21 protein-coding genes are annotated in these 26,214 nt (G+C 72.8%); 13 read left to right on the top strand and 8 right to left on the bottom strand.

What is annotated here, in order from left to right; all coding sequences use genetic code 11:
* Positions 1 to 49 precede the first annotated feature (49 nt).
* Positions 50 to 1,639 carry a protein kinase gene (locus ACFWBN_RS01570; protein WP_385168737.1) on the bottom strand — a complete coding sequence of 530 codons (1,590 nt, stop codon included), beginning with the start codon at positions 1,637 to 1,639 and terminating at the stop codon, positions 50 to 52.
* A 208-nt stretch (positions 1,640 to 1,847) separates the two neighbouring features.
* Between ACFWBN_RS01570 and ACFWBN_RS01565 the strand changes: the two genes are divergently transcribed.
* The 11 genes from ACFWBN_RS01565 (at position 1,848) to ACFWBN_RS01515 (ending at position 14,998) form a co-directional block, all read left to right on the top strand.
* Entirely contained in the window at positions 1,848 to 3,509 is a 1,662-nt protein-coding gene (locus tag ACFWBN_RS01565; protein ID WP_385168734.1) for a protein kinase, read from the top strand.
* Between the two features lie 155 nt (positions 3,510 to 3,664).
* The gene (locus ACFWBN_RS01560) at positions 3,665 to 4,129 is read left to right on the top strand and encodes a hypothetical protein (RefSeq protein WP_385168730.1); all 465 of its coding nucleotides are present in this window, start codon (positions 3,665 to 3,667) and stop codon (positions 4,127 to 4,129) included.
* 86 nt (positions 4,130 to 4,215) lie between these two features.
* Positions 4,216 to 4,905 (top strand): PadR family transcriptional regulator, encoded by a 690-nt coding sequence (locus tag ACFWBN_RS01555; protein WP_385168727.1) that lies wholly within the window; start codon positions 4,216 to 4,218, stop codon positions 4,903 to 4,905.
* A 25-nt stretch (positions 4,906 to 4,930) separates the two neighbouring features.
* Positions 4,931 to 5,677: an ABC transporter ATP-binding protein gene (locus ACFWBN_RS01550; protein WP_385168725.1), complete on the top strand. Its 747-nt coding sequence runs from the start codon at positions 4,931 to 4,933 to the stop codon at positions 5,675 to 5,677.
* Positions 5,674 to 8,526 (top strand): FtsX-like permease family protein, encoded by a 2,853-nt coding sequence (locus ACFWBN_RS01545; RefSeq protein ID WP_385168722.1) that lies wholly within the window; start codon positions 5,674 to 5,676, stop codon positions 8,524 to 8,526. Before ACFWBN_RS01550 ends, ACFWBN_RS01545 begins: the two co-directional genes overlap by 4 nt.
* A 108-nt stretch (positions 8,527 to 8,634) precedes the next feature.
* The gene (locus tag ACFWBN_RS01540) at positions 8,635 to 9,171 is read left to right on the top strand and encodes a bacterial proteasome activator family protein (protein WP_385168720.1); all 537 of its coding nucleotides are present in this window, start codon (positions 8,635 to 8,637) and stop codon (positions 9,169 to 9,171) included.
* A gap of 118 nt (positions 9,172 to 9,289) precedes the next feature.
* Complete coding sequence (locus ACFWBN_RS01535) at positions 9,290 to 10,552, top strand: MFS transporter (RefSeq protein WP_385168939.1); 1,263 nt, start codon at positions 9,290 to 9,292, stop codon at positions 10,550 to 10,552.
* Between the two features lie 55 nt (positions 10,553 to 10,607).
* Entirely contained in the window at positions 10,608 to 11,498 is an 891-nt protein-coding gene (locus ACFWBN_RS01530) for an NTP transferase domain-containing protein (protein WP_385168717.1), read from the top strand.
* Positions 11,495 to 12,886: a molybdopterin molybdotransferase MoeA gene (locus ACFWBN_RS01525; protein WP_385168714.1), complete on the top strand. Its 1,392-nt coding sequence runs from the start codon at positions 11,495 to 11,497 to the stop codon at positions 12,884 to 12,886. Before ACFWBN_RS01530 ends, ACFWBN_RS01525 begins: the two co-directional genes overlap by 4 nt.
* On the top strand, positions 12,874 to 13,974 hold the full coding sequence (locus tag ACFWBN_RS01520; protein ID WP_385168711.1) for a potassium channel family protein: 1,101 nt from the start codon (positions 12,874 to 12,876) through the stop codon (positions 13,972 to 13,974). The genes ACFWBN_RS01525 and ACFWBN_RS01520 overlap by 13 nt, the downstream gene beginning before the upstream one ends.
* A 40-nt stretch (positions 13,975 to 14,014) precedes the next feature.
* Entirely contained in the window at positions 14,015 to 14,998 is a 984-nt protein-coding gene (locus ACFWBN_RS01515; RefSeq protein ID WP_385168708.1) for an NAD(P)H-quinone oxidoreductase, read from the top strand.
* Positions 14,999 to 15,169: 171 nt separating this feature from the next.
* On the opposite strand, the gene ACFWBN_RS01510 is transcribed toward ACFWBN_RS01515, so the two are convergent.
* Genes ACFWBN_RS01510 through pdhA form a run of 3 tightly spaced genes read right to left on the bottom strand, consistent with a single transcriptional unit; the run spans position 15,170 to position 18,638 of the window.
* Positions 15,170 to 16,486: a dihydrolipoamide acetyltransferase family protein gene (locus tag ACFWBN_RS01510; RefSeq protein ID WP_385168706.1), complete on the bottom strand. Its 1,317-nt coding sequence runs from the start codon at positions 16,484 to 16,486 to the stop codon at positions 15,170 to 15,172.
* Positions 16,486 to 17,454, bottom strand: a complete 969-nt coding sequence (locus tag ACFWBN_RS01505; RefSeq protein WP_385168936.1) for an alpha-ketoacid dehydrogenase subunit beta — start codon at positions 17,452 to 17,454, stop codon at positions 16,486 to 16,488. The genes ACFWBN_RS01510 and ACFWBN_RS01505 overlap by 1 nt, the downstream gene beginning before the upstream one ends.
* Positions 17,455 to 17,501: 47 nt before the next feature.
* Positions 17,502 to 18,638 (bottom strand): pyruvate dehydrogenase (acetyl-transferring) E1 component subunit alpha, encoded by a 1,137-nt coding sequence (gene pdhA / locus ACFWBN_RS01500; RefSeq protein ID WP_385168703.1) that lies wholly within the window; start codon positions 18,636 to 18,638, stop codon positions 17,502 to 17,504.
* 202 nt (positions 18,639 to 18,840) lie between these two features.
* Here pdhA and ACFWBN_RS01495 point away from each other — a divergent pair, with 202 nt between their 5' ends.
* A complete protein-coding gene (locus tag ACFWBN_RS01495) occupies positions 18,841 to 19,416 on the top strand; it encodes an Lrp/AsnC family transcriptional regulator (protein WP_385168700.1) in 576 nt (191 codons plus the stop codon).
* A gap of 135 nt (positions 19,417 to 19,551) precedes the next feature.
* Here the strand turns inward: ACFWBN_RS01495 and ACFWBN_RS01490 are convergent, their stop codons facing one another.
* The 3 genes from ACFWBN_RS01490 to ACFWBN_RS01480 all read right to left on the bottom strand — a co-directional run bounded on the left by ACFWBN_RS01490 (position 19,552) and on the right by ACFWBN_RS01480 (position 23,465).
* The gene (locus ACFWBN_RS01490) at positions 19,552 to 21,186 is read right to left on the bottom strand and encodes a hypothetical protein (RefSeq protein ID WP_385168698.1); all 1,635 of its coding nucleotides are present in this window, start codon (positions 21,184 to 21,186) and stop codon (positions 19,552 to 19,554) included.
* A gap of 141 nt (positions 21,187 to 21,327) precedes the next feature.
* Positions 21,328 to 21,918, bottom strand: a complete 591-nt coding sequence (locus ACFWBN_RS01485) for a TetR/AcrR family transcriptional regulator (protein WP_385168695.1) — start codon at positions 21,916 to 21,918, stop codon at positions 21,328 to 21,330.
* Positions 21,915 to 23,465 (bottom strand): 3-hydroxyacyl-CoA dehydrogenase, encoded by a 1,551-nt coding sequence (locus ACFWBN_RS01480; RefSeq protein ID WP_385168693.1) that lies wholly within the window; start codon positions 23,463 to 23,465, stop codon positions 21,915 to 21,917. The genes ACFWBN_RS01485 and ACFWBN_RS01480 overlap by 4 nt, the downstream gene beginning before the upstream one ends.
* A gap of 124 nt (positions 23,466 to 23,589) precedes the next feature.
* Here ACFWBN_RS01480 and paaN point away from each other — a divergent pair, with 124 nt between their 5' ends.
* Complete coding sequence (gene paaN / locus ACFWBN_RS01475; RefSeq protein ID WP_385168690.1) at positions 23,590 to 25,272, top strand: phenylacetic acid degradation protein PaaN; 1,683 nt, start codon at positions 23,590 to 23,592, stop codon at positions 25,270 to 25,272.
* A 3-nt stretch (positions 25,273 to 25,275) separates the two neighbouring features.
* Here the strand turns inward: paaN and ACFWBN_RS01470 are convergent, their stop codons facing one another.
* Entirely contained in the window at positions 25,276 to 26,031 is a 756-nt protein-coding gene (locus ACFWBN_RS01470) for a TrmH family RNA methyltransferase (RefSeq protein ID WP_385168688.1), read from the bottom strand.
* Positions 26,032 to 26,214: the final 183 nt, after the last annotated feature.

Here is a 26,214-nt window from a genome sequence, read left to right as displayed (position 1 = left end):
GGCGGAATCAATTCCGCCGGGCCCCTTCCCGTAGGTCACTCTCCGTAAGTCACCGTCCGACGACGATGTCTCCGGCGCCCGGCTCCCCGGTCTTCGTCGCAGGCGGCGACGGCGGGAGGGACTTTGTCGGCGTCGGCGACGTGGACTTCGACGCGGACGCCGAGGCGGAAGCGGAAGGCGAGGTCGACTCGGACTCCGAGGCGGAGGCCGACGGGCTGAAGCTCTGCGACCTGCTGCGGGTCGCCGTCGGCGGGGTGAAGGTGGGGCTCTCGTCATGGGTCGACGGGGAAGACGAGGGCTGCGGGGAGGCCGAAGCGCTCGGCTGGCCGCTGGAGCTGGTGATGGGGGCCGCCGGGCCCTCCTTCTTCTCCTTGCCGCCCACGCCGTTGACCGCCGCGTAGGCCACGCCCACCGCGACCGCGACGATCGCGAGCATCGCGAACAGCCACACCTTCCAGCGGCTCCCGCCCCGGTCCTCGTAGCCGTCGTAACCGCCGCCGCGCCCGCCCGGGCCCTGGCCGCCCCCGCCGGGGAAGGCCGAGCCGTCGTCCGGGTTCAGCGGCGGCACCATCGGCTGCTGGAACTGGGAGGTCGTCGCGTGCACGGGGTGCTGCCGCTGCCCGCCGGTCCCGCCGATGGGCATGGCCGTCGTGGCGGCCGCACCGCCGCGGCCGTGCGGCAGGGCCATGGTGACCGGGCCTGTGTTCCAGGTGCCGGTGTTCGGCCCCTGGTCGTGCAGCATCTGGAGCGCGTACTGGACCAGCCCGCGCATCTCCTCGGCGCTCTGGAACCGGTCGTCCGGGTCCTTGGCGAGCGACCGCATGACCAGGCCGTCGAGCTCCTGCGGGATGTGGTGGCCCTCCGGCAGCTGCGAGGGCGGCACCGGGGCGTCCTGGACGTGCTGGTAGACCACCGACAGCGGGGTCTCACCCGTGAACGGGGGCCGCAGCGCGAGCAGTTCGTACAGCAGGCAGCCGGTCGCGTACAGGTCGGAGCGGTGGTCCACGGCCTTGCCGAGGGCCTGTTCGGGCGACAGGTACTGCGGGGTGCCCATGACCATGCCGGTCTGAGTCATCGTCGACTGCGCGCCGTGCAGGGCGCGGGCGATGCCGAAGTCCATCACCTTCACCGCACCGGTGTCGGTGATGATGACGTTCGCCGGCTTGATGTCGCGGTGCACGATGCCGTGCTGGTGCGAGTACGCGAGCGCTTCGAGGACGCCCGAGGTGATGATGAGCGCCTGCTCGGGCCCGGGGGCCTCGGCGCTGATCAGCAGGTCCCGGATGGTGCGGCCCTCGACGAGCTCCATCACGATGTAGGGGACGGTGTTCGGGCCGACCTTGTCCTCGCCGGAGTCGTACACGGCGACGACCGCATGGTGGTTGAGGCCCGCGACCGACTGCGCCTCACGCGTGAAGCGGGCCTTGGACACCGGGTCCTCGGCCAGGTCCGCGCGCAGCAGCTTCACGGCCACGGTGCGGCCCAGCCGTACGTCCTCGGCGGCGAAGACCTCGGCCATGCCGCCTCGGCCCAGCCGGTGGGTCAGCCGGTAACGGCCGTCTCCGACCAGGCCGCCGGCCCCCCAGTGCGAAGGGTCCTCGGCCATCCCGGCGCCGCCTGCCTCGGGTTCGGGTGCCATCAGTCCTCGCCGTCGTCTCTCTTGGCCGCCGCTCAGCGGTAGGTCTTCTGCTTGGTGCTCCGACGAACGCTACAGCCTCGGAACAGGTCGCCGTTCGGACATGGGCGCCCCGTGCACGTGTGGTCACGGAACGGGCACCTGGCTTGACGTGTGCTTGCCCTCCGGCAGACTGGGCGCGACATACGCAGCTCGAGGGGAAGCAACAGTCATGAGCCAGGACGGCACTCAGGGCCGGTACGCAGGCGGTTCCCTGGCCCGCGGCCGTTACCAGCTAAGGGATTTGCTCGGCGAGGGCGGCATGGCCGCGGTGTACCTCGCGTACGACACGGCGCTCGACCGCCAGGTCGCGATCAAAACCCTGCACACCGAGCTGGGCCGCGAACAGTCCTTCCGCGAGCGCTTCCGGCGCGAAGCCCAGGCTGTAGCCAAACTGTCGCACACCAACATCGTCTCCGTGTTCGATACGGGCGAGGACGAGTTCGACGGCGCCGTCATGCCGTACATCGTGATGGAGTACGTGGAGGGGCAGCCGCTCGGCTCCGTGCTCCAGGCGGACATCGCGCAGTACGGCGCGATGCCGGCGGACAGGGCGCTGAAGGTCACGGCCGATGTGCTCGCCGCGCTGGAGACCAGCCACGAGATGGGGCTCGTCCACCGCGACATCAAGCCCGGCAACGTGATGATGACCAAGCGCGGCGTGGTCAAGGTCATGGACTTCGGCATCGCCCGCGCCATGCAGTCCGGCGTCACCTCGATGACGCAGACCGGCATGGTCGTCGGCACCCCGCAGTACCTGTCGCCCGAGCAGGCGCTGGGCCGCGGGGTCGACGCCCGCTCCGACCTGTACTCCGTCGGCATCATGCTCTTCCAGCTGCTGACCGGGCGGATCCCCTTCGACGCCGACTCGCCGCTGGCCATCGCGTACGCGCACGTGCAGGAGGAGCCGGTGGCCCCCTCCTCCGTCAACCGGTCGCTGACCCCGGCGATGGACGCGCTGGTGGCGCGGGCCCTGAAGAAGAACCCGAACGAGCGCTTCCCCACGGCCGCGGCGATGGCCGACGAGGTCGCGCGCGTGATGTCCTCCGGGCAGACCGGGGCTCCGGTCATCGTCCAGGGCGCCCCGACGGGCGGCAGCGGCGCGGGGGTGTCCTCGGCCGTGTTCCCGCCGGTCGACTCCGGCTTCCAGGCGCCGCCGCAGTCGGTGCAGCAGCCGTACCAGTCCCCGTACGCGCCGACCCCGGCCCCGCAGCCCCAGCAGCACGCGCAGGGCGGCTACGCCTACCCGCAGACGCCCGCGCCCTTTTCCGCGCACACGCCCGCGCCGGTACCGCAGCAGCAGTACGCGCCGCAGACCCCGCCGCCGTACACGATCTCCCCGGCGGCCCAGGCGGGCCAGGGCGGTCCGGCCGGGGGCGGCGGCAAGAAGAACACGCCGGTGATCGTGGGCGCCATCGTGGTGGCCCTGCTGGCCGTGGGCGGGCTGATCGCGGCGCTCAACATGGACGACGACAAGGGCACCCCCGAAGCGAACAACGCGAGCCCGGGTGCGTCGACGGCGGCGACCGGCACCGCCAAGGCCGGCTCCAAGGGCCCCGACCGGTCCCGCACGATCGACGCGGCCAAGTGCAAGGAGCCGTCGAAGCACTTCAGCGAGGCCGGCAAGTACACGGCGCCGGACCTGAAGTACAAGGACGTGATCTCCGTGAAGGCCTGCATCCAGGCCTCCGGCGGCAAGTACACGGTCGTCGAGAAGGACGAAGCCGTGTGGGGCAAGGACACCGTGCTGGAGCAGATCCCGAGGGCCGGCGACAAGATCGCGAAGGAAGGCACGGAGTACACGCTGACCGTGTCCACCGGCAACCCCGAGTAGGGGCCGGAGCCTCCGCACTGCGCCACACCGGCATCCCGGGCACCCCGTTGGGGCGCCCGGGATGCCGCTTTTGTCCCTTTGTGTAAATCTGAGCGGAACATCGTGGCTTCCCCCGGACTCGTCCGGGGGGACTCCCAGGGACGGAGGGGCGCCCCGTGACCCATGGCTTCCGCCCGCCGCGCTGGCTGGCCTGTGCCGCGCTGGCCGCCGCCGCGCTCGCCCCCGCCGCTTCCGCGTGCGCCGTGCCCCTCGCCCCGGCCCCCGGCGCCGCCCCGCCCGCCGCCGCCGCGCCACGTGCCGTCGTAGTGGACGATCCCGAGCTGGACCTGGCCGGCAGTGCCGCCGGGGTCGGGCGGGAACGGCCGGGGAGGCCAGCCGGCGAGGCCGCGAACCCGGAGATGCTGGTGGCCTCGCGCCCCCTGCCCGTACGCCCGCACACCGAGCCCCCGGCCCCGCTCCCGGTCACGCCCACCCCGCCCGAGGTGGTCACCGCACTCGGCACCGAGCCCAACGAGCGGGCCGCCGACCTGGCCGCGCACATACTGCCGCTGGGCACCGGATTCGCCCTGATGGGACTGGGGCTGGGCTACCTGGGCATGCGGCTGCGCCGGGGCCTGTGATCCCCCTCCGGTCCGGCGCCTCCTCCTTGCGGCCTACGCCCGTGGATGGTTGCCGAGCGTGAGCATACTGGGTATACATACTCAGTATGTCGATCCGTCACGGGCTACTCGCCCTGCTGGAACGGGGTCCTCGGTACGGCTCACAGCTGCGCACCGAGTTCGAATCCCGTACCGGCTCCACCTGGCCGCTCAACGTCGGGCAGGTGTACACGACCCTCGCCCGCCTGGAACGCGACGGCCTCGTCGCCCCCGACGGTGAGGACGCCGCCGGGCACACCCTCTACGCCATCACCGACGAGGGGCGCGCCGAACTGCGCGAGTGGTACGAGCGCCCCGTCGACCGCGCGAACCCGCCCCGCGACGAGCTGTCCATCAAGCTCGCCATGGCCGTCGGCGCCCCCGGCGTGGACATCCGCGCCGTCATCCAGGCCCAGCGGCACGCCACGATCAAGGCGATGCAGGACTACACCCGGCTCAAGGCCACCGCGCTCGCCGCGGTCGAGAGCGGGCAGTCCCGCGAACGCGACGACGTGGCCTGGCTGCTGGTTCTGGAACAGCTGATCTTCCAGACCGAAGCCGAGGCCCGCTGGCTCGACCACTGCGAGGCCCGGCTCGTACGGCTCTCCCTGCCGGCCGACCGGAGAGCCGCAGCGCCCGCACCGCCCCAGGCCGCAGACACCGACACCGGAGCCGGAGGCGAGACCGCCGACCCCGTCCCGACCACCGCCCCGGCCACCACCGCCCGAGCCCGTACCGCCCGCACGCGGCGGGGCTGAACCACCCTTCAGGGGGGAAACATCCATGCCTGACCAGCGCCACGCCCAGCAACCCGTACTCCAGTTGGACCAGCTCGTCCGCACCCACGGCAGCGGAGCCACCGAGGTGCACGCCCTGCGCGGCATCAACCTCTCCGTCTTCCCCGGCGAACTCGTCGCCGTCATGGGCCCGTCCGGCTCCGGCAAGTCCACGCTGCTCACCCTCGCCGGCGGCCTCGACACCCCCACCAGCGGCCGCGTCGTCGTCGAGGGCACCGACATCACCACGGCGAGCCGCAAGGAACTGGCCGCCCTGCGCCGCCGCAGCATCGGGTACGTCTTCCAGGACTACAACCTGATCCCGGCCCTCACCGCCGCCGAGAACGTGGCCCTGCCCATGGAGCTCGACGGCACCTCCGCCCGCAAGGGCCGCGCCGCCGCCCTCGCCGCGCTGGAGGAGATGGGCCTGAGGCAGCTCGCCGACCGGTTCCCCGACGAGATGTCCGGCGGCCAGCAGCAGCGCGTGGCCATCGCCCGCGCCCTCGTCGGCGACCGCCGCCTGGTCCTCGCCGACGAACCCACCGGCGCCCTCGACTCCGAGACCGGCGAATCCGTCCTCGCCCTGCTGCGCTCCCGCTGCGACGCCGGCGCGGCCGGGGTCCTCGTCACGCACGAGCCGCGCTTCGCCGCCTGGGCCGACCGCGTCGTCTTCCTGCGCGACGGCAGCGTGGTCGACGAGACCCTGCGCAGCCAGGCCGACTCCCTCCTCTCGGGGCAGGCGGCCGGCCAGTGATCTCCTGGTACCACTCCTGGGTCGCGGCCATCCGCATAGCCCGCCGCGACGCCTGGCGCTCCAAGGGCCGCAGCATCCTCGTCCTCGCGATGATCGCCCTGCCGATCGTCGGCGTGAGCGCCGCCGACCTGACGATGCGCAGCGCCCAGCTCTCCGCCGAGCAGGACCTCCAGCGCCGCATCGGCGCCTCCGACGCCGAGCTCAGCCTCTCCCGCATGAACGTCCCGATCCTGCAGAACCCCGAAGGCGACCGCTTCGCGCCGGTGGGCGGCTACGACTCGTACGTGCCGCCCCAGGAGGAGAACCCGGAACTGCTTGAGCAGTCGCTCCCGGCCGGCGCCCAGGTCCTCAAGGACAGCACCGGGCACACCAAACTGCGCACCACGCACGGGCTCCTCGACACCAACCTGCGCGAGATCGACACGCACAGCCCGCTGGTGAAGGGCCGGTTCACGCTCGACCGCGGCCGGCTGCCCGAGGCGGCCGGCGAGGTCATCGCCACGAACGCCTTCCTGAAGGAGTCCGGCTACTACGTCGGCTCCAGCGTCAACGCGCGCGGCACGGACCTCGAGTACAAGATCGTGGGCGCGTACGAACTGCCCAGCTCGCTCGGGAACGCACAGCTCATCGCCCAGCCGGGCACCCTGCTCACGCCGCTCGACAAGGCCCTGCAGGCCGCCGGGGTGCCCGGGGTGCGGGCCGAAGACAAGTACCTCGTGAAGGTCGCCGGCGGCGATGGTTTCACGTGGAACATGGTCAAGGAGGCCAACGCCAAGGGCGTGGTGGCCATCTCGCGCGCCGTCATCCTCCACAAGCCCGCCGACTCCGAAGTGCCGCTGTACGCGGAGGAGCCCAAGGAGCGGTTCGAGTCCGGCGACTCCACCCGCGCCGTCGAGATGGCCGTCCTGGCCACCGTCGTCGGTCTGGCCATGCTGGAGATCTGCCTGCTCGCCGGACCCGCCTTCGCGGTCGGCGCCCGGCGCTCGCGCCGCCAGCTCGGGCTCGTCGGCGCCAACGGCGGCGACCGGCGCCACATCCGGGCCATCGTGCTCTCCGGCGGCCTGGTCATCGGCGCCGCCGCCGCGGTCGTCGGCACCGTCCTCGGCATCGCCCTCACCCTCGGGCTGCGGCCGCTGCTGGAGCAGAAGCTCGGCCTGCGCTGGGGCGGCTTCGAACTGCGCCCGCTGGAGCTGGCCGCGATCGCCCTGCTCGCCGTGGTGACCGGCCTGCTGGCCGCCATCGTCCCCGCGGTCACCGCCTCGCGGCAGACCGTGCTCGCCTCGCTCACCGGGCGCCGCGGCATCCGCCGGGCCAACCGGGTGCTGCCCGTCATCGGCCTGCTCGCCGTCGCGGGCGGCGCCGCCATCGCCCTGTACGGGACGCTGTCCGAGACCGGCTCCCTGGTCGTCGCGGGCGGCAGCGCCATCGCCGAGCTCGGCATCGTCGCCCTCACCCCGGTCCTGGTCGGCCTCTTCGGGCGGATCGGGCGCTGGATGCCGCTGTCGCCGCGGCTCGCGCTGCGCGACGCCGTGCGCAACCGGGGGCGTACGGCTCCCGCCGTGGCCGCGGTCCTGGCCGCCGTGGCCGGTACCGTCGCGGTGGCGACGTACCAGCACAGCAAGGACATCCAGGCCCGTCACGAGTACGTCGCCGACCTGCCGCACCACGCCGGGATGATCGCCGTCGCCGACAACAGCTCCTACAAGGACGTGCCCGCCGTGCGCGAGGCCCTGGCCAAGGAGTTCTCGCTGTCCGTACGGGCCGACGTGGACCGCCTGGTGGTCGGCAAGCCGGGCTGCGACCCGTACTCGAACGCCAAGGGCTGCGGGCGCGCCGAGATCATCGTGCCCAAGGACCAGCGCTGCCCGCTCTACGAATCCAAGCACGGGCCCGCCGACTTCACGCCCGACCAGGCCAGGGAACTGCGCAAGGACTGGCGCTGTGCGGAGAGCCGGTGGGGGAACTTCGTGGAGAACGACGCGGTCGTCGCCGACGAGAAGCTGCTGACCGCGCTGGCCGTGACCGACCCCGGGGCGGTGGCCGCGCTGCAGTCGGGCAAGCCCGTCTCCTTCAACAAGCAGAACGTGAAGGACGGCAAGATCACCATCCGGATCATCACCGACCCGAACGCGGCCGAGAGCGCGCGCGGCGAGGGCGGGGAGACGCCGGGCGAGGACAAGGTCCTGCCCGTCTACCAGGTGCCGGAGGGCGTCAACGGCTGGGGCTTCAAGCTCGTCCTGCCCGCCGCGACGGCCAAGGCCGCCGGGCTGACGACGGCCCCCTACGGCTCGTACTTCGCGCTCGACGGTCTGCCGAGCAGTGAGCAGCGCCAGCGGCTGGACGGCGTCTTCGACACGATGGGCGTGGACGCCTCGGTCAAGATCGAGCAGGGCTACCAGCAGGAGAACAGCATCGAGGTGCTCGCCCTGACCCTCTTCGCCGGCCTGGTCACCATCGGCGCGGCCGGCATCGCCACCGGGCTCGCCCAGGCCGACGCCGAGGCCGACCTGAAGACGCTGGCGGCGGTCGGCGCTCCCCCGCGGGTCCGGCGGACGCTGAGCGGCTTCCAGTGCGGGGTGATCGCCCTGATGGGCGTGGTCCTGGGCTCGGCGGCCGGCATCCTGCCCGCGGTCGGACTGCGGCTCGTCCAGGCCCGCGAGATGGACCGGTTCCTCGATCGGGCCGTCGCGATGGGGTACGAGTCCGCGGGCGCCGAGCGCTACGTGCCGATCGCGGTGCCCTGGGAGACCCTCGGCGGGCTGCTGATCCTGGTCCCGCTGGGCGCGGCACTGCTGGCGGCCCTGGTCACCCGGTCCAGCGGGGCGCTGGCACGGCGGGCGGCCGGCTAAAGCGCCGATTGCTCCGCACGGGTCGATCCCGGTGCCCCCGTACAGGGTGGATCACGCCTGTACGGGGGCACACCGTGTGAGTACGACGGTGTGCGAGAGAATGACGGCATGGAGATGCCGAGGAGTGAACGGTCGCAGGACAGCCCCCCGCACGGCCTGATCGTGGGACAGGACGGGATGCCGGTCGGCGGCGCCGATGACGAGTCGCGCGAGGTCCCGGTGACGGAAATGGTCGAACAGCCCGCCAAGGTCATGCGGATCGGAAGCATGATCAAGCAACTCCTGGAAGAGGTACGTGCCGCGCCTCTCGACGAGGCGAGCCGGGTCCGGCTCAAGGACATCCATGCCGCCTCGGTGAAGGAGCTCGAGGACGGCCTGGCCCCGGAGCTCGTGGAGGAACTGGAGCGCCTGTCCCTGCCGTTCACGGAGGAGGCCATCCCCTCCGAAGCGGAACTGCGCATCGCCCAGGCGCAGTTGGTGGGATGGCTGGAAGGCCTCTTCCACGGCATCCAGACGGCCCTGTTCGCGCAGCAGATGGCGGCGCGGGCCCAGCTGGAGCAGATGCGCCGCGCACTCCCGCCCGGCGCCCCGCACGACGACGAGGACGGCGGACACGGCGCCGTCCGCTCGGGTCCCTACTTGTAGCCGGCCGTTTCGGCAGGATGAAGGCGGGCCCGGATCACGCCCAGCGTGATCCGGGCCCGCCTTCGTCGTGCGGGCGCGGCCACGGCTCTTGAAGGGGAACCGACGGAACGTGAAGACCTTGCAGCGCACCTTCCAATCGCTGGCGGTGCGCAACTTCAGGCTGTTCGTCCTCGGGCAGGTCCTGTCCGCCACCTGCACCTGGATGATGGTCATCGCCCAGGACTGGCTGGTGCTGGACCTTTCGGGGGACTCGGGCACGGCGCTGGGCGTGGTGACGGCGATGCAGTTCACGCCCGTCCTGCTGCTGACGCTGTACGGGGGACGGCTGGCGGACCGGTACGACAAGCGGTACCTGCTGATCCTCGCGAACCTGGCGGCGGCCGTCCTCGCGCTGGCGCTGGGGGTGTGGGTGCTGATCGGGGAGGTGCAGCTGTGGCACATCTGGCTGTTCGCGCTCGCCCTCGGCACCGTGAACTCCGTGGAGGCGCCCACCCGCATCTCCTTCGTGAGCGAGATGGTGGGCGCCGAACTGCTGCCCAACGCGTCCGCGATGAGCGCCGCGTACTTCAATGTCGCGCGGGTGGTGGGGCCGGCCCTCGCGGGCCTGCTCATCGCCCGCTTCGACGTCGGCCCGGTGGTGCTGGTCAACGCCGTCAGCTACCTGGCGACCGTGGTCAGCGTGGTGATGATGCGGCCGGCGGAACTCCACCGGGCGGCCGCGCGGCCGCGCCGGGCCCGGGTGGTCGACGGGCTGCGCTACATCCGCCGGCGCCCCGACATCATGCTGCCGATGGCCCTGGTGGGCGTGCTCGGCCTGGTCGGCTACACCTTCCAGCTCACCCTGCCGCTGCTGGCCAAGACGGAGTTCCACACGGACTCGACCGCCTTCGGGCTGCTGAGCAGCGCACTCGCGGCGGGCTCGCTGCTGGCCGCCTTCGTGACCACCGCCCGGCGCGGGCGGCCGACGGCCCTCGTCGTGGCGGGCTCGGCGCTGGCCTTCGGCGCCCTGGAGGCCGTCACGGGCCTCGCCCCGAACCTGCCCACGGCCTGCGTGCTCCTCGGGCTGACCGGCTTCGCGATGATGTACTTCGCGCAGGCCTCGAACCACCGCGTCCAGCTCGGCTCGGACCCGCGCTACCGGGGCCGGGTGATGGCCCTCTACACGCTGGTCTTCCAGGGCACGACCCCGCTGAGCGCGCTCCTCGCCGGGCGGCTCGCCGAGCACTGGGGCGTCCGCTGGGTGCTCTACGGGGGCGGCCTGATCTCCCTGGCAGCGGCCGGGGCCGCGCTGGCGGCGGGCCCCTTCGTCGCCCGCCTGCCCGTGCCGGAGGGGCCCCCGGAACCCTCCGCCCGGCCGGCGGACTCCCGGTCCGGCGGATAAACAGCGGGTAAGTGGGGCTCCCCGGAGGGGACATGGCCGCCGCATACTCTGGGGCATGAGCTACGACGCGATCGTGCTGGCCGGCGGCGCCGCGCGGCGTCTCGGCGGGGCCGACAAGCCCGCGCTGAGCGTCGGCGGCCGCGCCCTCCTCGACCGGGTCCTCGACGCCTGCGCGGACGCCGGGACCACCGTCGTGGTCGGCGGCCGCCGGGCGACCGCGCGCCCGGTGCGCTGGGCCCGCGAGGAGCCGCCCGGCGGCGGCCCGGTGGCCGCGCTGGACGCCGGGCTGCGGCAGACCACGGCCGAGCTGGTCCTCGTACTCTCCGCCGACCTGCCGTTCCTGGACCGGGACACCGTACGGGCGCTGCTCGACGGCGTCGCGGCCCCCTTGGCCCCCTCGGCCCCGGACGGGGCCCTGCTGCGGGACCCCGACGGCAAGGACCAGCCGCTGGTCGCCGCCTACCGGGCCGAGCCCCTGCGCCGCGAGATCGCCCTGCTCGCCACCGAACACGGCCGGCTGACCGGGCTCCCGCTGCGCAGCCTCACCGCCGAACTGGACCTCAGGCGCATCGAGGCGCAGCCACTGGCCTCCTTCGACTGCGACACCTGGGACGATCTCGCCGCCGCCCGCGCCCGGATCAGGGAGCATGGAACCGTGCTGGACCAATGGATCACCGCCGTCAAGAACGAGCTGGGCATCGACCTCCCCGTCGACGTCAAGTCCCTGCTCGACCTCGCCCGTGACGCCGCCCACGGCGTCGACCGGCCCGCCGCCCCCCTGACCACCTTCCTGGTCGGCTACGCGGCCGCCCGGGCCGAGGCCGCCGGGGCCGACCCCGCCCAGGCCGTGGCCGAAGCCTCCCGCAAAGCCGCCGACCTGGCGCTGCGCTGGGCCGCCGAGGCGGAGGCCGATGCCGCCGACCCCCAACAGAACGGCTCCGGATGACCCCCACCGACGCCGAACACGCCCTGGACGCCTCACCCGCCTCCGCCCCCACGCCTGCCTCACCCGCCTCCGCCCCCACACCCGCCTCCGCCGCACCGCCGAAAGGCACGGCCGAGGAGGCCCTGGAGCAGGCCCTGGCCCTGGTCAGCCGCTCCCCCGAGGGCGGCGGGGCCGGCGGCCACCGCGCCTGCGCCTGGCCGCGGGCCCGGGACGCGGCCGTCCAGGCCGGGGCCGGGGTGCGGCCCCGCACCCATCGGGTCCCCCTCGCGGACGCCCTCGGCGAGGTGCTGGCCGCGCCCCTGGACGCCCTGACCGACCTGCCGTCCTTCGACACCTCCGCCATGGACGGCTGGGCCGTCGCCGGTCCCGGTCCGTGGAACGTCCGGGCGGGCGGCGGGGTGCTGGCCGGCTCCGACCGGCCCGCGCCCCTCGCGGACGGCGAGGCCGTACGGATCGCCACCGGCGCCCGGATCCCCGCCGACACCACCGCCGTCGTCCGCAGCGAGCACTGCCGCGAGAGCGGCACCCAGCTCTTCGCCGACCGGCCCGTCCTCACCGGGCAGGACATCCGCCCGCGCGGCCAGGAGTGCCGCTCCGGCGACCTGCTGCTGCCCGCCGGCTCGCTGGTCACCCCGGCGGTACTCGGCCTCGCCGCGGCCGCCGGGTACGACGAACTGACCACCCGGCCCCGGCCCCGCGTGGAGATCCTGGTCCTCGGCGACGAACTGCTCACCGAGGGCCGCCCGCACGACGGCCTGATCCGCGACGCGCTGAGCCCCATGCTCGGCCCCTGGCTGACCCGGCTCGGCGCCGAGGTCATCGGCACCCGGCGGCTCGGCGACGACCCGGCCGGGGCAGAGGCCCTCTTCCAGGCCGTCACCACCTCCGCCGCCGATGTGGTCGTCACCACCGGCGGCACCGCCTCCGGCCCCGTCGACCACGTCCATCCCGTGCTGGCGCGGGCCGGCGCCGAACTCCTCGTCGACGGGGTGGCCGTACGGCCCGGGCATCCGATGCTGCTGGCCCGGATCGGCGACCGCGCCGAGGGACGGCACCTGGTCGGGCTGCCGGGGAACCCGCTCGCCGCCGTGTCCGGCCTGCTGACCCTCGCCGAACCGCTGCTGCGCGCCCTCGCCGGCCGCCGCCGGCGCCCCCGCTACACCGCCACGGTCCAGGACGACGTTCCCGGGCACCCGCACGACACCCGGCTGGTCCCGGTGCAGCTGAGCGGCGAGCACGCGGTGCCCCTGCGCTACAACGGTCCCGCGATGCTGCGCGGCGTGGCCGCCGCCGATGCGCTGGCCGTCGTACCGCCGCACGGGGCGCGGTCCGGGCAGGACCTGGAGATCCTCGATCTGCCGTGGGCGTCCGGAGGATGTTTCACGTGAAACTTCACGGCCAGGACGCCATGGCCCGGGGTGCGGACGAGAAGCTCGTCTCCCGGCGCATCAAACTGCCCAAGCGGATCGTGGAGAAGCCGCTGCGGCAGGTGACCAGACGCCTGCTGATGGCCCTGTTCGTGATGGGCCTGACGGTGCTGCTCGTCTGGGTGGACCGCGGCGGCTATCACGACAACGCCAACGGCAAGGTCGACTTCCTCGACTGCGTCTACTACGCCACCGTGACCCTGTCGACGACGGGCTACGGCGACATCGTCCCGTACAGCGACAGCGCGCGGCTGATCAACATCCTGCTGATCACCCCGCTGCGCGTGCTGTTCCTGATCATCCTGGTCGGCACCACCCTGGAGGTCCTGACGGAACGGACCCGGGAAGAGTGGCGGCTGAACCGCTGGAGGAAGAACTTGCGTGAGCACACGGTCATCGTGGGCTTCGGCACCAAGGGCCGCTCGGCCCTGCAGACGCTGCTGGCCACCGGCCTCTCCAGGGAGCAGGTCGTCGTCGTCGACCCCAGCGCCAAGGTCATCGACATGGCGAACGCGGAGGGCCTGACGGGCGTGGTCGGCGATGCGACCCGCTCCGACGTGCTGCTCCGCGCCGAGCTGCAGAAGGCCCGTCAGATCGTCATCGCCACCCAGCGGGACGACACGGCGGTGCTGGTCACGCTGACGGCCCGACAGCTCAACCGGGGCGCGAAGATCGTCGCTGCGGTGCGCGAGGAGGAGAACGCGCCGCTGCTGCGCCAGTCCGGCGCGGACGCGGTCATCACGAGCGCGAGCGCGGCCGGCCGGCTGCTGGGCCTGTCGGTCCTGAGCCCGAGCGCGGGCACCGTGATGGAGGACCTGATCCAGCAGGGCAGCGGCCTCGACCTCATCGAACGCCCCGTCAACCGCTCCGAGGTGGGCAAGTCGGTGCGGGACACGGGCGACCTGGTGGTGAGCGTGTTGCGCGGGCACCGGCTGCTGCCGTACGACGATCCGCACGCGAGCCCGCTCCAGCTGACGGACCGTCTCATCACCATCGTGCGCGCGGCGCCGCCGTCCTCACCGCCGGTGACGCTGGGCCCCGCCGAGTAGATGCTGTTCCGGCCGGGCCCGTTGGCGTAGCCTCCGGGCCATGCATGCGATCACCATCGAGCAGCCCGGCGGGCCCGAGGCCCTCGTCTGGACCGACGTACCCGATCCGGTGGCGGGCGACGGCGAGGTCCTCGTCGAGGTCGCGGCGAGCGCCGTGAACCGCGCCGACATCCTGCAGCGGCAGGGGTTCTACGAGCCCCCGCCCGGCGCCTCGCGCCACCCCGGCCTGGAGTGCTCCGGGCGCATCGTCGCGATCGGGCCGGGCGTGTCCGGCTGGTCGGTGGGCGACGAGGTGTGCGCCCTGCTGAGCGGCGGCGGGTACGCGCAGAAGGTGGCCGTTCCCGTGGGCCAGCTGCTGCCGGTTCCTGCGGGCGTGGACCTGGTGACGGCGGCCGCCCTGCCCGAGGTCGTCGCGACGGTGTGGTCCAACGTGTTCATGGTGGCGGGCCTGCGCCCCGGCGAGACCCTTCTCGTCCACGGCGGATCCAGCGGCATCGGGACGATGGCGATCCAGCTGGCGAAGGCCGTGGGCGCGACGGTCGCGGTGACGGCCGGGGGCCCGGAGAAGCTCGCGCGCTGCAAGGAGCTGGGCGCCGACATCCTGATCGACTACCGCGAACAGGACTTCGTGGCCGAGCTGAAGGCGGCGACGGGCGGGGCCGGGGCGGACGTGATCCTGGACATCATGGGCGCCAAGTACCTCTCCCGGAACGTCGACGCCCTCGCCGTGAACGGCAGGCTGGCGATCATCGGACTCCAGGGCGGGGTGAAGGCCGAGCTGAACCTCGGCGCGCTGCTCGCCAAGCGTGCGGCGATCACCGCCACCACGCTGCGGGCCCGGCCGCTGGAGGAGAAGGCGGCCATCGTCGCGGCCGTACGGGAGCACGTGTGGCCGCTGGTCGCCTCGGGCCGCGTCCGGCCGGTGGTCCACGCGACGTTCCCGATGGCGGACGCCGCCGAGGCACACCGGGTCATGGAGTCGAGCAGCCACGTGGGCAAACTCCTCCTCACAACAGGGCCCTGACGGGCCCCTGGGGCTCCGCCCCAGACCCCGCTCCTCAAACGCCGGAGGGGCTGAATTCAGCCCGCCCGGCGTTTGCGGGCGCGCAGCGCACGTATGGGTCTGGGGCGGAGCCCCAGGGAACGGTGGAAGGGCGGGTAGGGGACCCGCTCCGCGCAGCGGTACCCCGCACGGCTACAGCGTGCGCAACAGCACCGCCGGGGATTCCACGCAGTCCGCGACGTAGCGGAGGAAGCCACCCGCCGTGCCCCCGTCGCAGACCCGGTGGTCGAACGTCAGCGACAGCTGCACGACCTGGCGGACCGCCAGCTCCCCTCCGTGCACCCACGGCTTCGGCATGATCCGGCCCACCCCGAGCATCGCCGCCTCCGGGTGGTTGATGATCGGCGTGGAGCCGTCGACCCCGAACACCCCGTAGTTGTTGAGGGTGAAGGTCCCGCCCGTGAGGTCGGCCGGGGACAGCTTCCCGGCCCTCGCCAGCTCCGTCAGGCGGGCGAATTCCGCCGACAGGGACTCCGGGTTCCGGCTCTGGGCATCGCGGACCACCGGGACCATCAGGCCCCGCTCGGTCTGCGCGGCGAAGCCGAGGTGGACGGCCGGGAGCCGGACGATCTCGCCCGCCGCCAGGTCCACCGTGGAGTTGAGCTCCGGGTAGCGGGCCAGCGCCGCCGTGCAGATCCGGGCCAGCAGCGCCAGCACCGAGATCTTGGGGCCGCCCACCGCGTTCATCGCGGCGCGGGCCGCCATCAGCTCGGTGGCGTCCGCGTCGACCCAGCAGGTGGCGTCCGGGATCTCCCGGCGGCTGCGCGACAGCTTCTCGGCGACCGCGCCCCGCACGCCCTTGAGCGGAATCCGCTCCCCCTGCGGAGCCGGGGCAGCCGACACCGGTGCCGGAGCCGACGCCGGCACCGCCACCGGCGCCCGCAGCGCCGCCTCCACGTCCGCCCGCAGGATCAGCCCCTCGGGCCCCGACCCCCGCAGCGCCCGCAGATCGACCCCGTTGTCCTTGGCCAGCTTCCGCACCAGCGGCGAGATCACCGCGACGGGCCCGACCGCAACCGGCACGGCAGGGATGGCAGGCACGGCCGGGACGGCAGGGACGACCGGCGCCGTGACCTCGGCGGTGACGGGTCGCACCCGTCGCCGACGCGCCGGGCGCGAGTGGTCCGTGCCGTACCCGATCAGGGGCCGCGGCACGTTGCCGGAGCCCTCGGCTTCGGCCGCCGGAGCCTCCGGGAGCGTCTGCGCGCCCACCGCCACGGTGATCAGCGGAGCCCCGACCGGCAGCTCCTGCCCCTCCTCGCCGAAGCGGGCGGTGACCACGCCGCCGTACGGGCAGGGCACCTCCACCATCGCCTTGGCCGTCTCGACCTCGACGACCGGCTGGTCGACGGCGACGACATCGCCCACCGCCACCAGCCAGCGCACGATCTCGGCCTCGGTCAGGCCCTCCCCGAGGTCGGGGAGCTTGAACTCCATTACCTGCGGCATCAGTTCTCCCACTGCAGGCGGGCCACGGTGTCCAGGATCCGGTCCACACCGGGCAGGTGGTGCTTCTCCAGCATCGGCGGCGGATACGGGATGTCGAAGCCCGTCACCCGGAGCACCGGCGCCTCCAGGTGGTGGAAGCACCGCTCCGTGACGCGGGCGGCGATCTCCGCGCCCGGCCCGCCGAAGCCGTTCGCCTCGTGGACGACCACCGCGCGCCCGGTCCGCCGTACGGACTCCACGACCGTGTCCTCGTCGAAGGGGACCAGCGAGCGCAGGTCCACGACCTCCAGCTCCCAGCCCTCCTCGCGCGCAGCCTCGGCCGCCTCCAGGCACACCGGCAGCGAAGGCCCGTAGGTGATCAGCGTCGCGCTCGTGCCCGCACGGCGCACCAGGGCCTTGCCGATGCCGGGGACGGCGGCGGGGGCCGCCGGGTTCCAGTCCGCCTTCGACCAGTAGAGCCGCTTCGGCTCCAGGAAGACCACCGGGTCGTCGCTGGCGATCGACGCGCGCAGCAGTCCGTACGCGTCCTCGACCGTCGCCGGGGTCACCACGTGCAGGCCGGGCGTCGCCACGTAGTACGCCTCGGAGGAGTCGCAGTGGTGCTCCACCCCGCCGATCCCGCCGCCGTACGGCACCCGGATGGTGATCGGCAGCGGCATCGCGCCCCGCGTGCGGTTGCGCATCTTCGCCACGTGCGAGATCAGCTGCTCGAAGGCCGGGTAGGCGAACGCGTCGAACTGCATCTCGACCACCGGCCGCAGCCCGTACATGGCCATGCCGACCGCGGCGCCGAGGATGCCGGCCTCCGCGAGCGGGGTGTCCGTGCACCGGTCCTCGCCGAACTCCTTCGCGAGCCCGTCCGTGATCCGGAAGACCCCGCCCAGCGTCCCGACGTCCTCGCCCATGACGTGGACCGTCGGGTCCTCCGCCATCGCGTCGCGCATCGCCCGGGTCAGGGCCTGCGCCATCGTCGCCGGCTTGGCCGCCTGCTTCGCGGACTTCGCCGCCACCGTCGTCACTGCTGCTCCTCGGCTTCCAGCTCGGCGCGCAGCATGGCCGCCTGCTCGCGCAGCCGGTCGGTCTGCTCCGCGTAGACGTGCGCGAAGAGGTCCATCGGGTCCAGCACCGGATCCGCGTTCATGCCCTCGCGGAGCGCCGCCGCCATCGTCTCGGCCGCGTCGCGCGCCTCCTGGATGCCCGCCTCGTCCAGGATCCCGCGCGCCGTCAGCTCGCGCTCCAGCAGTTCCACCGGGTCGTGCGCCTTCCAGGCCTCGACCTCGGCGTCGCCGCGGTAGCGGGTCGCGTCGTCGGCGTTCGTGTGGGCTTCCATCCGGTACGTGACGGCCTCGATCAGGGTCGGACCGCCGCCGGCCCGGGCCCGCCGGACCGCCTCGGTCAGCACCTCGTGCATGGCGGCGATGTCGTTGCCGTCGACCAGCCGGCCGGGCATTCCGTAGCCGACGGCCTTGTGGGCCAGCGTCGGGGCCGCGGTCTGCTTGGCGAGCGGGACGGATATCGCGAAGCCGTTGTTCTGGACGAGGAAGACCACCGGGGCCTGCCAGACGGCGGCGAAGTTCAGCGCCTCGTGGAAGTCGCCCTCGCTGGTGCCGCCGTCGCCGACCATGGCCAGGGCCACGACGTCGTCGCCGCGCAGCCGGGCCGCGTGCGCCAGGCCCACCGCGTGCGGCAGCTGGGTGGCGAGCGGGGTGGACAGGGGGGCTATCCGGTGCTCACGGGGGTCGTAGCCGGTGTGCCAGTCGCCGCGCAGCAGGGTCAGCGCCTGTACGGGGTCGAGCCCGCGGGCCACGGCCGCCAGGGTGTCGCGGTAGCTCGGGAAGAGCCAGTCCTGGTCCTCCAGGACCATCGCGGCGGCGATCTCGCAGGCCTCCTGGCCCACGGTGGAGGGGTAGACGGCGAGCCGGCCCTGCTTGGTCAGCGCGGTGGCCTGCGCGTTGTAGCGGCGGCCGCGGACCAGCTCGGCGTAGCAACGGCGCATCAGCGCCGGGTCGAGCCGGTCTGCCCCCGGAGTGCCCAGCACCCGGTAGGGCTCGGGGTCCGGGAGCAGCGGGGCGGCATCCGTACGGGGCCTCCAGGCGGGCGGCGGGGTGGGGCGGTGGGATGCACCGGCACCGGGCAGCTCTTGGACCGTCATGGCGGCGTACACCTCCTCGTGGGAAGTCGATTGGACGCTCTGGGGGTCCCCCCAGCGGTAGCTGGGGGAGTGTGAGGCGCCTCACCTACCGATTGTTCGGTTGTTCGCGCAATTTGGCTACAGGCGGCTCCAGGCTGTGGACAAACTGGCGCCGGGGCCCTGGGATGGGTGCAGGACGTCCAGGAGAGGGAGGCATGGGGCAATGCCGGATGAACAAATGGCCGGAGCGGGTTCCGCACCGGCGTCACCGGGGGCTACCCCCGGTACCCCACCGGTACCTTCCGTTCCGCCCCGCCCCCTGGACCCGATCGACCGGGCGATCATGCGGCTGCTCCAGGCGGACGGCCGCGCGTCCATACGGTCGGTGGCGGAGCAGGTGCACGTCTCGCGGGCGAACGCCTACGCCCGGATCAACCGGCTCATCGACGACGGGGTGATCCGCGGGTTCACGGCCCGCGTCAACCACGAACGGGCCGGCCAGGGCGCCTCCGCCTACATCACCCTGAAGATCGTCCAGAACTCCTGGCGCACGGTCCGCGAGCAGCTGCGCGAGCTCCCGGGCGCCGCGCACATCGCGCTGGTCAGCGGGGACTTCGACGTCCTGCTGCTGGTGCACACGCCGGACAACCGCACGCTGCGCGAGCTGGTCCTGACCCGCCTCCAGTCCATCCCGGAGGTGCTCTCCACGCGCACCCTGCTGGTCTTCGAGGAAACGGACCTGCTGGCCCCGGGCCCGGGCCCGGCCGGCGGCCCGACGATCTCGGAGGAGACCCCGTAGCCCCGTGGCTCCGTAGCCCCGTATCCCCGTAGCTCCGGTGCGCCGGGGCCCGAACGCGCGAACGCCCCGGGCGGCCTGGACGGCCGTTCCCGGGGCGCTGCCCGATCATCGGATCGATCGGAGATCAGCCGGAGATCAGTTGGTCTCGTAGTACCCGAAGATGTCGACGACGAGGTCGATGTTGCCCCAGCTCTGGTTCCAGAAGTCGACGACTCCGTGGTTGCCCGAGCTGGCCTGGACGAGGTTCGGGACCGTCTTGCCCTTCGTCCAGTTCAGGGTGGAGGAGCCGGGCGGCTGCACGGGCATCCCGGTGTGGTTCTTGACGTCTTCCCACGTGTTCGGGTTCGGGGCGACGGAGAGGTAGCCGTCGGCCTGCGTGTTGGTGACCGTGGTGTTCAGCACGTAGCCCGCGATGTGGGGCTCGCCCGGCGAGTAGCCGATGGAGGCGTAGCTGCCGCCCTCCAGCGGTCCGTACTTCCACTCGGGCTCACGGGTGTCGAGCGTCCGGAAGGGGCCGATCGGGATGTAGGAGGCCTTGCTGTCCTTGCTGTAGAAGCCGACGAAGTCGATGACGACGTCGGCGCCGCCCCAGCCGCCGTTGAGGACGTTGATCGAACCGTCGGGGCCGACCGGCACGATCACCGAGTTGGCGATGGTCTGACCGGTGGTGAAGTTCAGGTTCGAGGTGGCCGGCGCCTGCTGCCCGTTCGGGGACAGGGTCAGGTAACCCGAGTTCTGCGGGTTGGTGACCGTCACGTTGAGCGCGACGGCCGTGTAGCGGCCGGCGGGGCCCACGGGGAGGTTGAACGACCCCTTCGAGGGAACCTGGCCGCGCCGCGTGCCGAGGCCCTCACGGGTGTCGACGATGCGGCCCGGGGTCAGCGGGGTGTAGCCGCTGGACTCCGAACGGGTGAAGTAGCCGGTGACGTCGGCGACCAGGTCCACCGACGAGTAGTGGTTGTACAGGTCGACGTAGCCGTTCTTGCCGACCGGCACGATCACCAGGTTCGGGACGGTCTGGCCCGCCTTGAAGTTCAGGTTCGAGGTGGTCGGCCGGTCCCGGCCGTCCGGGTAGACCGTGACGAACCCGTCGCCCGCCGTGTTGGTGACGGTGACGTTGAGGGCCACCGCGGTGACGCCCTCGGGGATCCCGCCGTTGCCGCCGATCTTGAGGCGGGTGATCCCGTAGGGGGCCACCGTGCCCTTCTTCGCGCCGATGCCCTCGCGGGTGTCCAGGACGCGGGTGGGCGCGTACGGGGTGAAGTCCGAGCCCGAGGTCGTGATCTCGAAGGTGTTGGCGACCTCGGCCTGGTTCGCGGCGTCCGTCACGGTGACCGTGATCTTGTACTCACCGAGTTCGGCGTAGCTGTGCTGGTGCTTCAGCACGGTCGAGCCGTAGGCCCCGACCGTGTCCGAGGTGCCGTCGCCCCATTCGACCTTGACACTCAGCGAGCTCTGCGCGCTCGTGATGGTGGTCGTCAGGTCGAGTCCGTGCGCGGTCGTGCCCTTGGCGTCGAGCAGGATCGCCAGCTCCGGGTTGCCGGCAGCGGCCTGCGCCTCGGCCTGCGGAGCGGCGGCAGCCTTGCCCTTGGCCTGCGGCAGGGCCCGCCGGACCGAGCGGTCGGCGGGGCTGGTGAAGGTGGTGACGCTGTTGGCCGCGGCCTTGCCCAGGTCAACGGCGGGCAGCGCCGCCCCCTGGCTCTTCGGCGCGACGGGATCGGCCGCCTGGGCCGTTCCCGGGATGAAACCAAGGCTGCCCGCAACGATCATGGCAGCCGAAACTACGAGTCGGCGATTGCGCACCGGCCCCCCCATGTAGGTTTTGAACGCGCTCAGGAAGGAGCGCGCGCTCAGAGTACACATGCGGTTGCCGGTTCGATCAGGGAATACCGGGGAATACTGAGGGGCCGCTCAGACGCGGACCGTCCGCAGGCCGTCGAAGGCCATGTGGACCACCGCGTCCGCGAGCTGGTCGTGGCCCGTGCCCGGGTGCGGCCGGTACCACTCGACCAGCGAGTTCACCATGCCGAAGAGCAGCCGGGTGGCGAGCCGGATGTCCACGTCGGCCCGCAGGTCGCCCTCGGCCGCGGCCGCCTTGAGCAGGTCGGCGACCTGGTGGTCGAACTCGCGGCGGCGCTCAAGGGCCCAGCGCTCGGTCCGGGTGTTGCCCCGTACGCGCAGCAGCAGCGTCACGTACGGGAGCTCGGAGACGAGCACCTCCACCGTGCGGCGCGTGACGTACTCGACGCGCTCGACCGCCCGGCCCCGTACCGCGCCCGGCTCCTCCAGGACGGCGAAGAGCCCGTCGAGGGCGCGGCTCACGGCACGGCGGAGCAGCTCCTCCTTGCCGGCGACGTGGTGGTAGATCGAGGACTTCGAGATGCCCGCCGCCTTGGAGAGGTGCTCCATGGAGGTGCCGTCGTAGCCGCGCTCGTTGAAGACCTGGACGGCGACGGAGAGCAGCGTCTCGGGGGTGTAGGTGTCCCGCTTGGCCGTGGTCATTCGGTCCCCTCCGCGCTGCCCGCCGCCTCGTCCTCGAACTCCGCCTCGTCCTCGTCGCCCGCCGCGTAGCCCAGCTTGAACAGCGCGAGCGAGGGCGCGTACCGGCCGCCGGGACAGCGCTCGTCGAGGTGGTGCAGCAGGTCGTAGGCCCAGTCCCGGCCGAGCCGGTCGTGCCATTCGGCCGGTCCGAGCGGGTAGTTGACCCCGAGCCGCATGGCCGTGTCGATGTCCTCGGCGGTGGCCGCGCCGCGCGCGACCGCGTCGGCCGTGAGGTCGATCAGCATCGCGACGGTCCGGGCGACGATCATGCCGGGGACGTCGCCGATGACGGAGACCTGCTTGCCGAGCGCCTGGAAGAGGCCCACCGCCTCGGCGAGGGTCCGCTCGCTCGTGTCCTCGCTGACGGAGAGCGCGATCCGGGTGGCCTCGCGGTAGTCGAGCGCGAGGTCGAAGTAGACGACGTCCGCGAACTCGACGGAGGTCTTCCCGTCCGCGAGCACCAGCTGGCCCTCGCCGGGGAGCTGGATGTACGGGCCCCCGTGCTCGGTGGCGGTGACCGCGATCCCGACCTCCTCCATCAGCTCGGCCAGCTCCGCCGCGGGCCCGAGGTCGCCGACCACGGTGACCTTGGCCGGGGCCTCCTCGCGGGGGGCGGTGTGCGGGGCCGGAACCGTCACGTCCGGGCCGTACGGGAACCAGCCGTGGCCCGACTTGCGGCCGAGCCGGCCCGACTGGACCAGGCGGCGCTGCGCGAGGGAGGGGGTGAACTTGGGGCTGCGGAAGAAGGACTCCCACACCGAGCGGGTCACCGCTTCGTTGACGTCCTGGCCGATCAGGTCGGTCAGCTGGAACGGGCCCATCTTGAAGCCGCCGCTCTCGCGGAGCACGGCATCGATGGTGGCCGGGTCGGCGCCCTGCTCCTCGTACACCGCGAAGGCCTCGGCGTAGAAGGGGCGGGCGATCCGGTTGACGATGAAACCGGGGGTGTCGGCGCAGCGGACCGGCGTCTTCCCCCAGCCGAGGACGGTGCGGTACGCGCGCTCGGCGGCGGCCGGGTCGGTCGCGAAACCGCTGACCACCTCGACGAGCGGGAGCAGCGGGGCCGGGTTGAAGAAGTGCAGGCCGAGGAAGCGGCCGGGGTGCGCGAGGCCGGCGGCGAGCTCGGTGACCGAGAGGGAGGAGGTGTTGGTGGCCAGCAGCGCGTCCGGCGAAACCACCTCTTCGAGTGCGGCGAAGAGCGCGCGCTTGACGCCGGCGTCCTCGACGACCGCCTCGACGACGAGGGCGGCGGTGGCCAGGCCCTCCAGGGCGGCGGCCGAACCGATTCGGCCGATCGCGTCGTCGGCCTCGGCCCGGTCCAGCCGGCCCTTGGCGGCCATCCGTTCGACGCGGTCGCACACGGAAGCGACCGCGGCGGCGGCGAGCGCGGCGTCGATGTCGTGGATCAGCACGCGGTGACCTGCGAGAAGGGCGACCTGGGCGATGCCCTGTCCCATGGTGCCCGCGCCGACGACCGCCACAGTGCGGGACCGCTCGATTGCTGTCATGTCCTGATCCTCCCGCACCGACTTATCCACAGGTCTGCCGGGCCCTCTTGTCCCGACCGATCGTTCGGTTACTCTAACTCCAGTCTGCTCTTCTTCGCCCGGCTCAACGAGGAGTTGGTCTGTGATGGCCGCCGAGCTCACCGTCCCCCAGCTGTCCGCCAAGCACCGGCCCACCCTGGACCAGGCCTTGTCGGCGATCCGCAGCCGCGCCTACTGGTCGCCGCATCCCGAGCACCCCAAGGCGTACGGCGAGACCGCCCCCGCCGACGGCCTCGCCGCCTTCCAGGCCCTGAACGGCACCCGGCTGGAGCTGGGGCAGCCCGGCACCGACGGCTGGACGGGCGGCGAGGTGTCCCCGTACGGCCCTGAGCTGGGCGTCGAGTACCCGCATGTGGACCCGGACGTACTGCTGCCCGCGATGAAGGCCGGCATGGGCGCCTGGCGCGACGCGGGCCCCGAGGCGCGCGCCATGGTCTGCATCGAGATCCTGGCCCGCATCTCCGCCCGTACGCACGAGTTCGCGCACGCGGTCATGCACACCAGCGGTCAGGCCTTCATGATGGCGTTCCAGGCGGGCGGACCGCACGCGCAGGACCGCGGCCTGGAGGCGGTGGCCTACGCGTACGAGGAGCAGACGCGGGTCCCGGGGCAGGCCGACTGGTCGAAGCCGCAGGGCAAGAAGGACCCGCTGGAGCTCGGCAAGACCTTCACCGCGGTCCCGCGCGGCATCGCGCTCATGATCGGCTGCAACACCTTCCCGACCTGGAACGGCTACCCGGGCCTGTTCGCGTCCCTCGCCACCGGCAACCCGGTCCTGGTCAAGCCGCACCCGCGGGCCGTCCTGCCGCTGGCGCTCACCGTCCAGGTGGCCCGCGAGGTCCTCGCCGAGGCCGGCTTCGACCCGAACCTGGTGGCGCTGGCCGTCGAGCGTCCGGGCGAGGGCATCGCCAAGACCCTCGCGGTCCGCCCCGAGATCAAGCTCATCGACTACACCGGCTCCACGGAGTTCGGCGACTGGCTGGAGACCCACGCCCGCCAGGCGCAGGTCTACACGGAGAAGGCCGGCGTCAACACGGTGGTCGTCGACTCGACGGACAACTACAAGGGAATGCTGTCCAACCTGGCGTTCTCCCTCTCCCTCTACAGCGGCCAGATGTGCACGACCCCGCAGAACCTGCTGATCCCGCGGGACGGCATCGAGACGGACGCCGGCCACAAGTCGTACGACGAGGTCGTCGCCGACCTCGCGGCCTCGGTCGGCGGCCTGCTGGGCGACGACGCCCGGGCCAACGCCCTGCTGGGCGCGCTGGTCAACCCGGAGGTCAAGGCCCGGCTGGAGGCGGCGGCCGCCCTGGGCGAGGTCGCGCTGCCCTCCCGTGAGGTCGCGAACCCCGAGTTCCCGGACGCGGTGGTCCGCACCCCGGTGATGGTGAAGCTGGACGCATCCAAGCCGGACCCGGAGGCGCCCTACCTCTCGGAGTGCTTCGGCCCGGTCTCCTTCGCCGTGGCCGTGGACTCCACGGCGGACGCGCTGGACCTCCTGCGCCGCACGGTCCGCGACAAGGGCGCGATGACGGTGGGCGCGTACACCACCTCCGCGGACACCGAGCGGGCGATCGAGGAGGTCTGCCTGGAGGAGTCGGCGCAGCTCTCGCTGAACCTGACCGGCGGGGTGTACGTCAACCAGACCGCGGCGTTCTCGGACTTCCACGGCTCGGGCGGCAACCCGGCGGCCAACGCGGCGCTGTGCGACGGCGCCTTCGTGTCGAACCGCTTCCGCGTGGTGGAGGTCCGCCGTCAGGCGTAGCGGCTACGCCTTGGGCCCGCCCCAGTGGAACAGTGCCATCGCGACACTGGTGGCGAGGTTGTAGCTGGAGACCTGCGGCCGCATCGGCAGGGATACCAGGTGGTCGGCCCGTGCGCGCAGCTCGGGTGAGATCCCGTGTCTCTCCGAGCCGAAGGCGAGCAGGGCGTCGTCCGGGAGGGTGAGGGTGCGGATGTCCTCGCCCTCCGGGTCGAGCGCGTAGAGCGGCCCGGGCGGCAGCGTCTCCAGGGTCACCGTGTCCACGACGGTGGCGTAGTGCAGCCCGGCCCCGGCCCGGACCACGTTCGGGTGCCAGGGGTCGAGGTCGCCGCGGGTCACCACGCCGGTGGCACCGAAGCCGGCGGCGAGCCGGACGACGGCCCCGACGTTGCCGAGGTTGCGGGGGTTGTCGAGCACGACGACGGGCGCGACCCGGGGCGCCGCGGCCAGCGCGGCCCGCCCGGCGTCCCGATCGGGCCGCACGGCGAGCGCGGCCACCCCGGTGGGGTGCACGCGGGGCAGCAGCCCCTTGAGCGGAGCCGCCCGCACCAGCCGGGCCACATCGGCCTCGACATCCGGAGCCAGCCCGCGGGCGAGCGCCCGTACGCCGTCCGGATCGTCGGCGACGGCCATCTGGATCCGGGCCCCGAAGCGCAGGGCGTGCTTCAGCGCGTGAAACCCGTCGAGCAGCACGAGATCCTCCCGCCCGACGGCCTCCCGCCACCGCCGCACCGTCTCATCCGCACTGCCGTAGTCACTCATACCCCGACCCTACGGTCCGTCGCCTGCGCCGCTGCGCGGGGCTTTTCTCCCCGCCCCGCCCTTCCCCCGTTCCCCGGGCTCCGCCCCGTACCCCGCGCCTCAAACGCCGGCGAGGCTGGATTTGGCCCCCGCCACCTGCAGGTGCGGCGGGATTGCGCCGGAGGGCAGATTCAGCCCCTCCGG

It is taken from the genome of Streptomyces sp. NPDC059989, from assembly GCF_042736975.1.
In the GTDB taxonomy this organism is placed as follows: domain Bacteria; phylum Actinomycetota; class Actinomycetes; order Streptomycetales; family Streptomycetaceae; genus Streptomyces.
The sequence above is the reverse complement of the archived record's forward strand: the minus strand, read 5'-3'. Positions and strand labels throughout refer to the sequence as shown.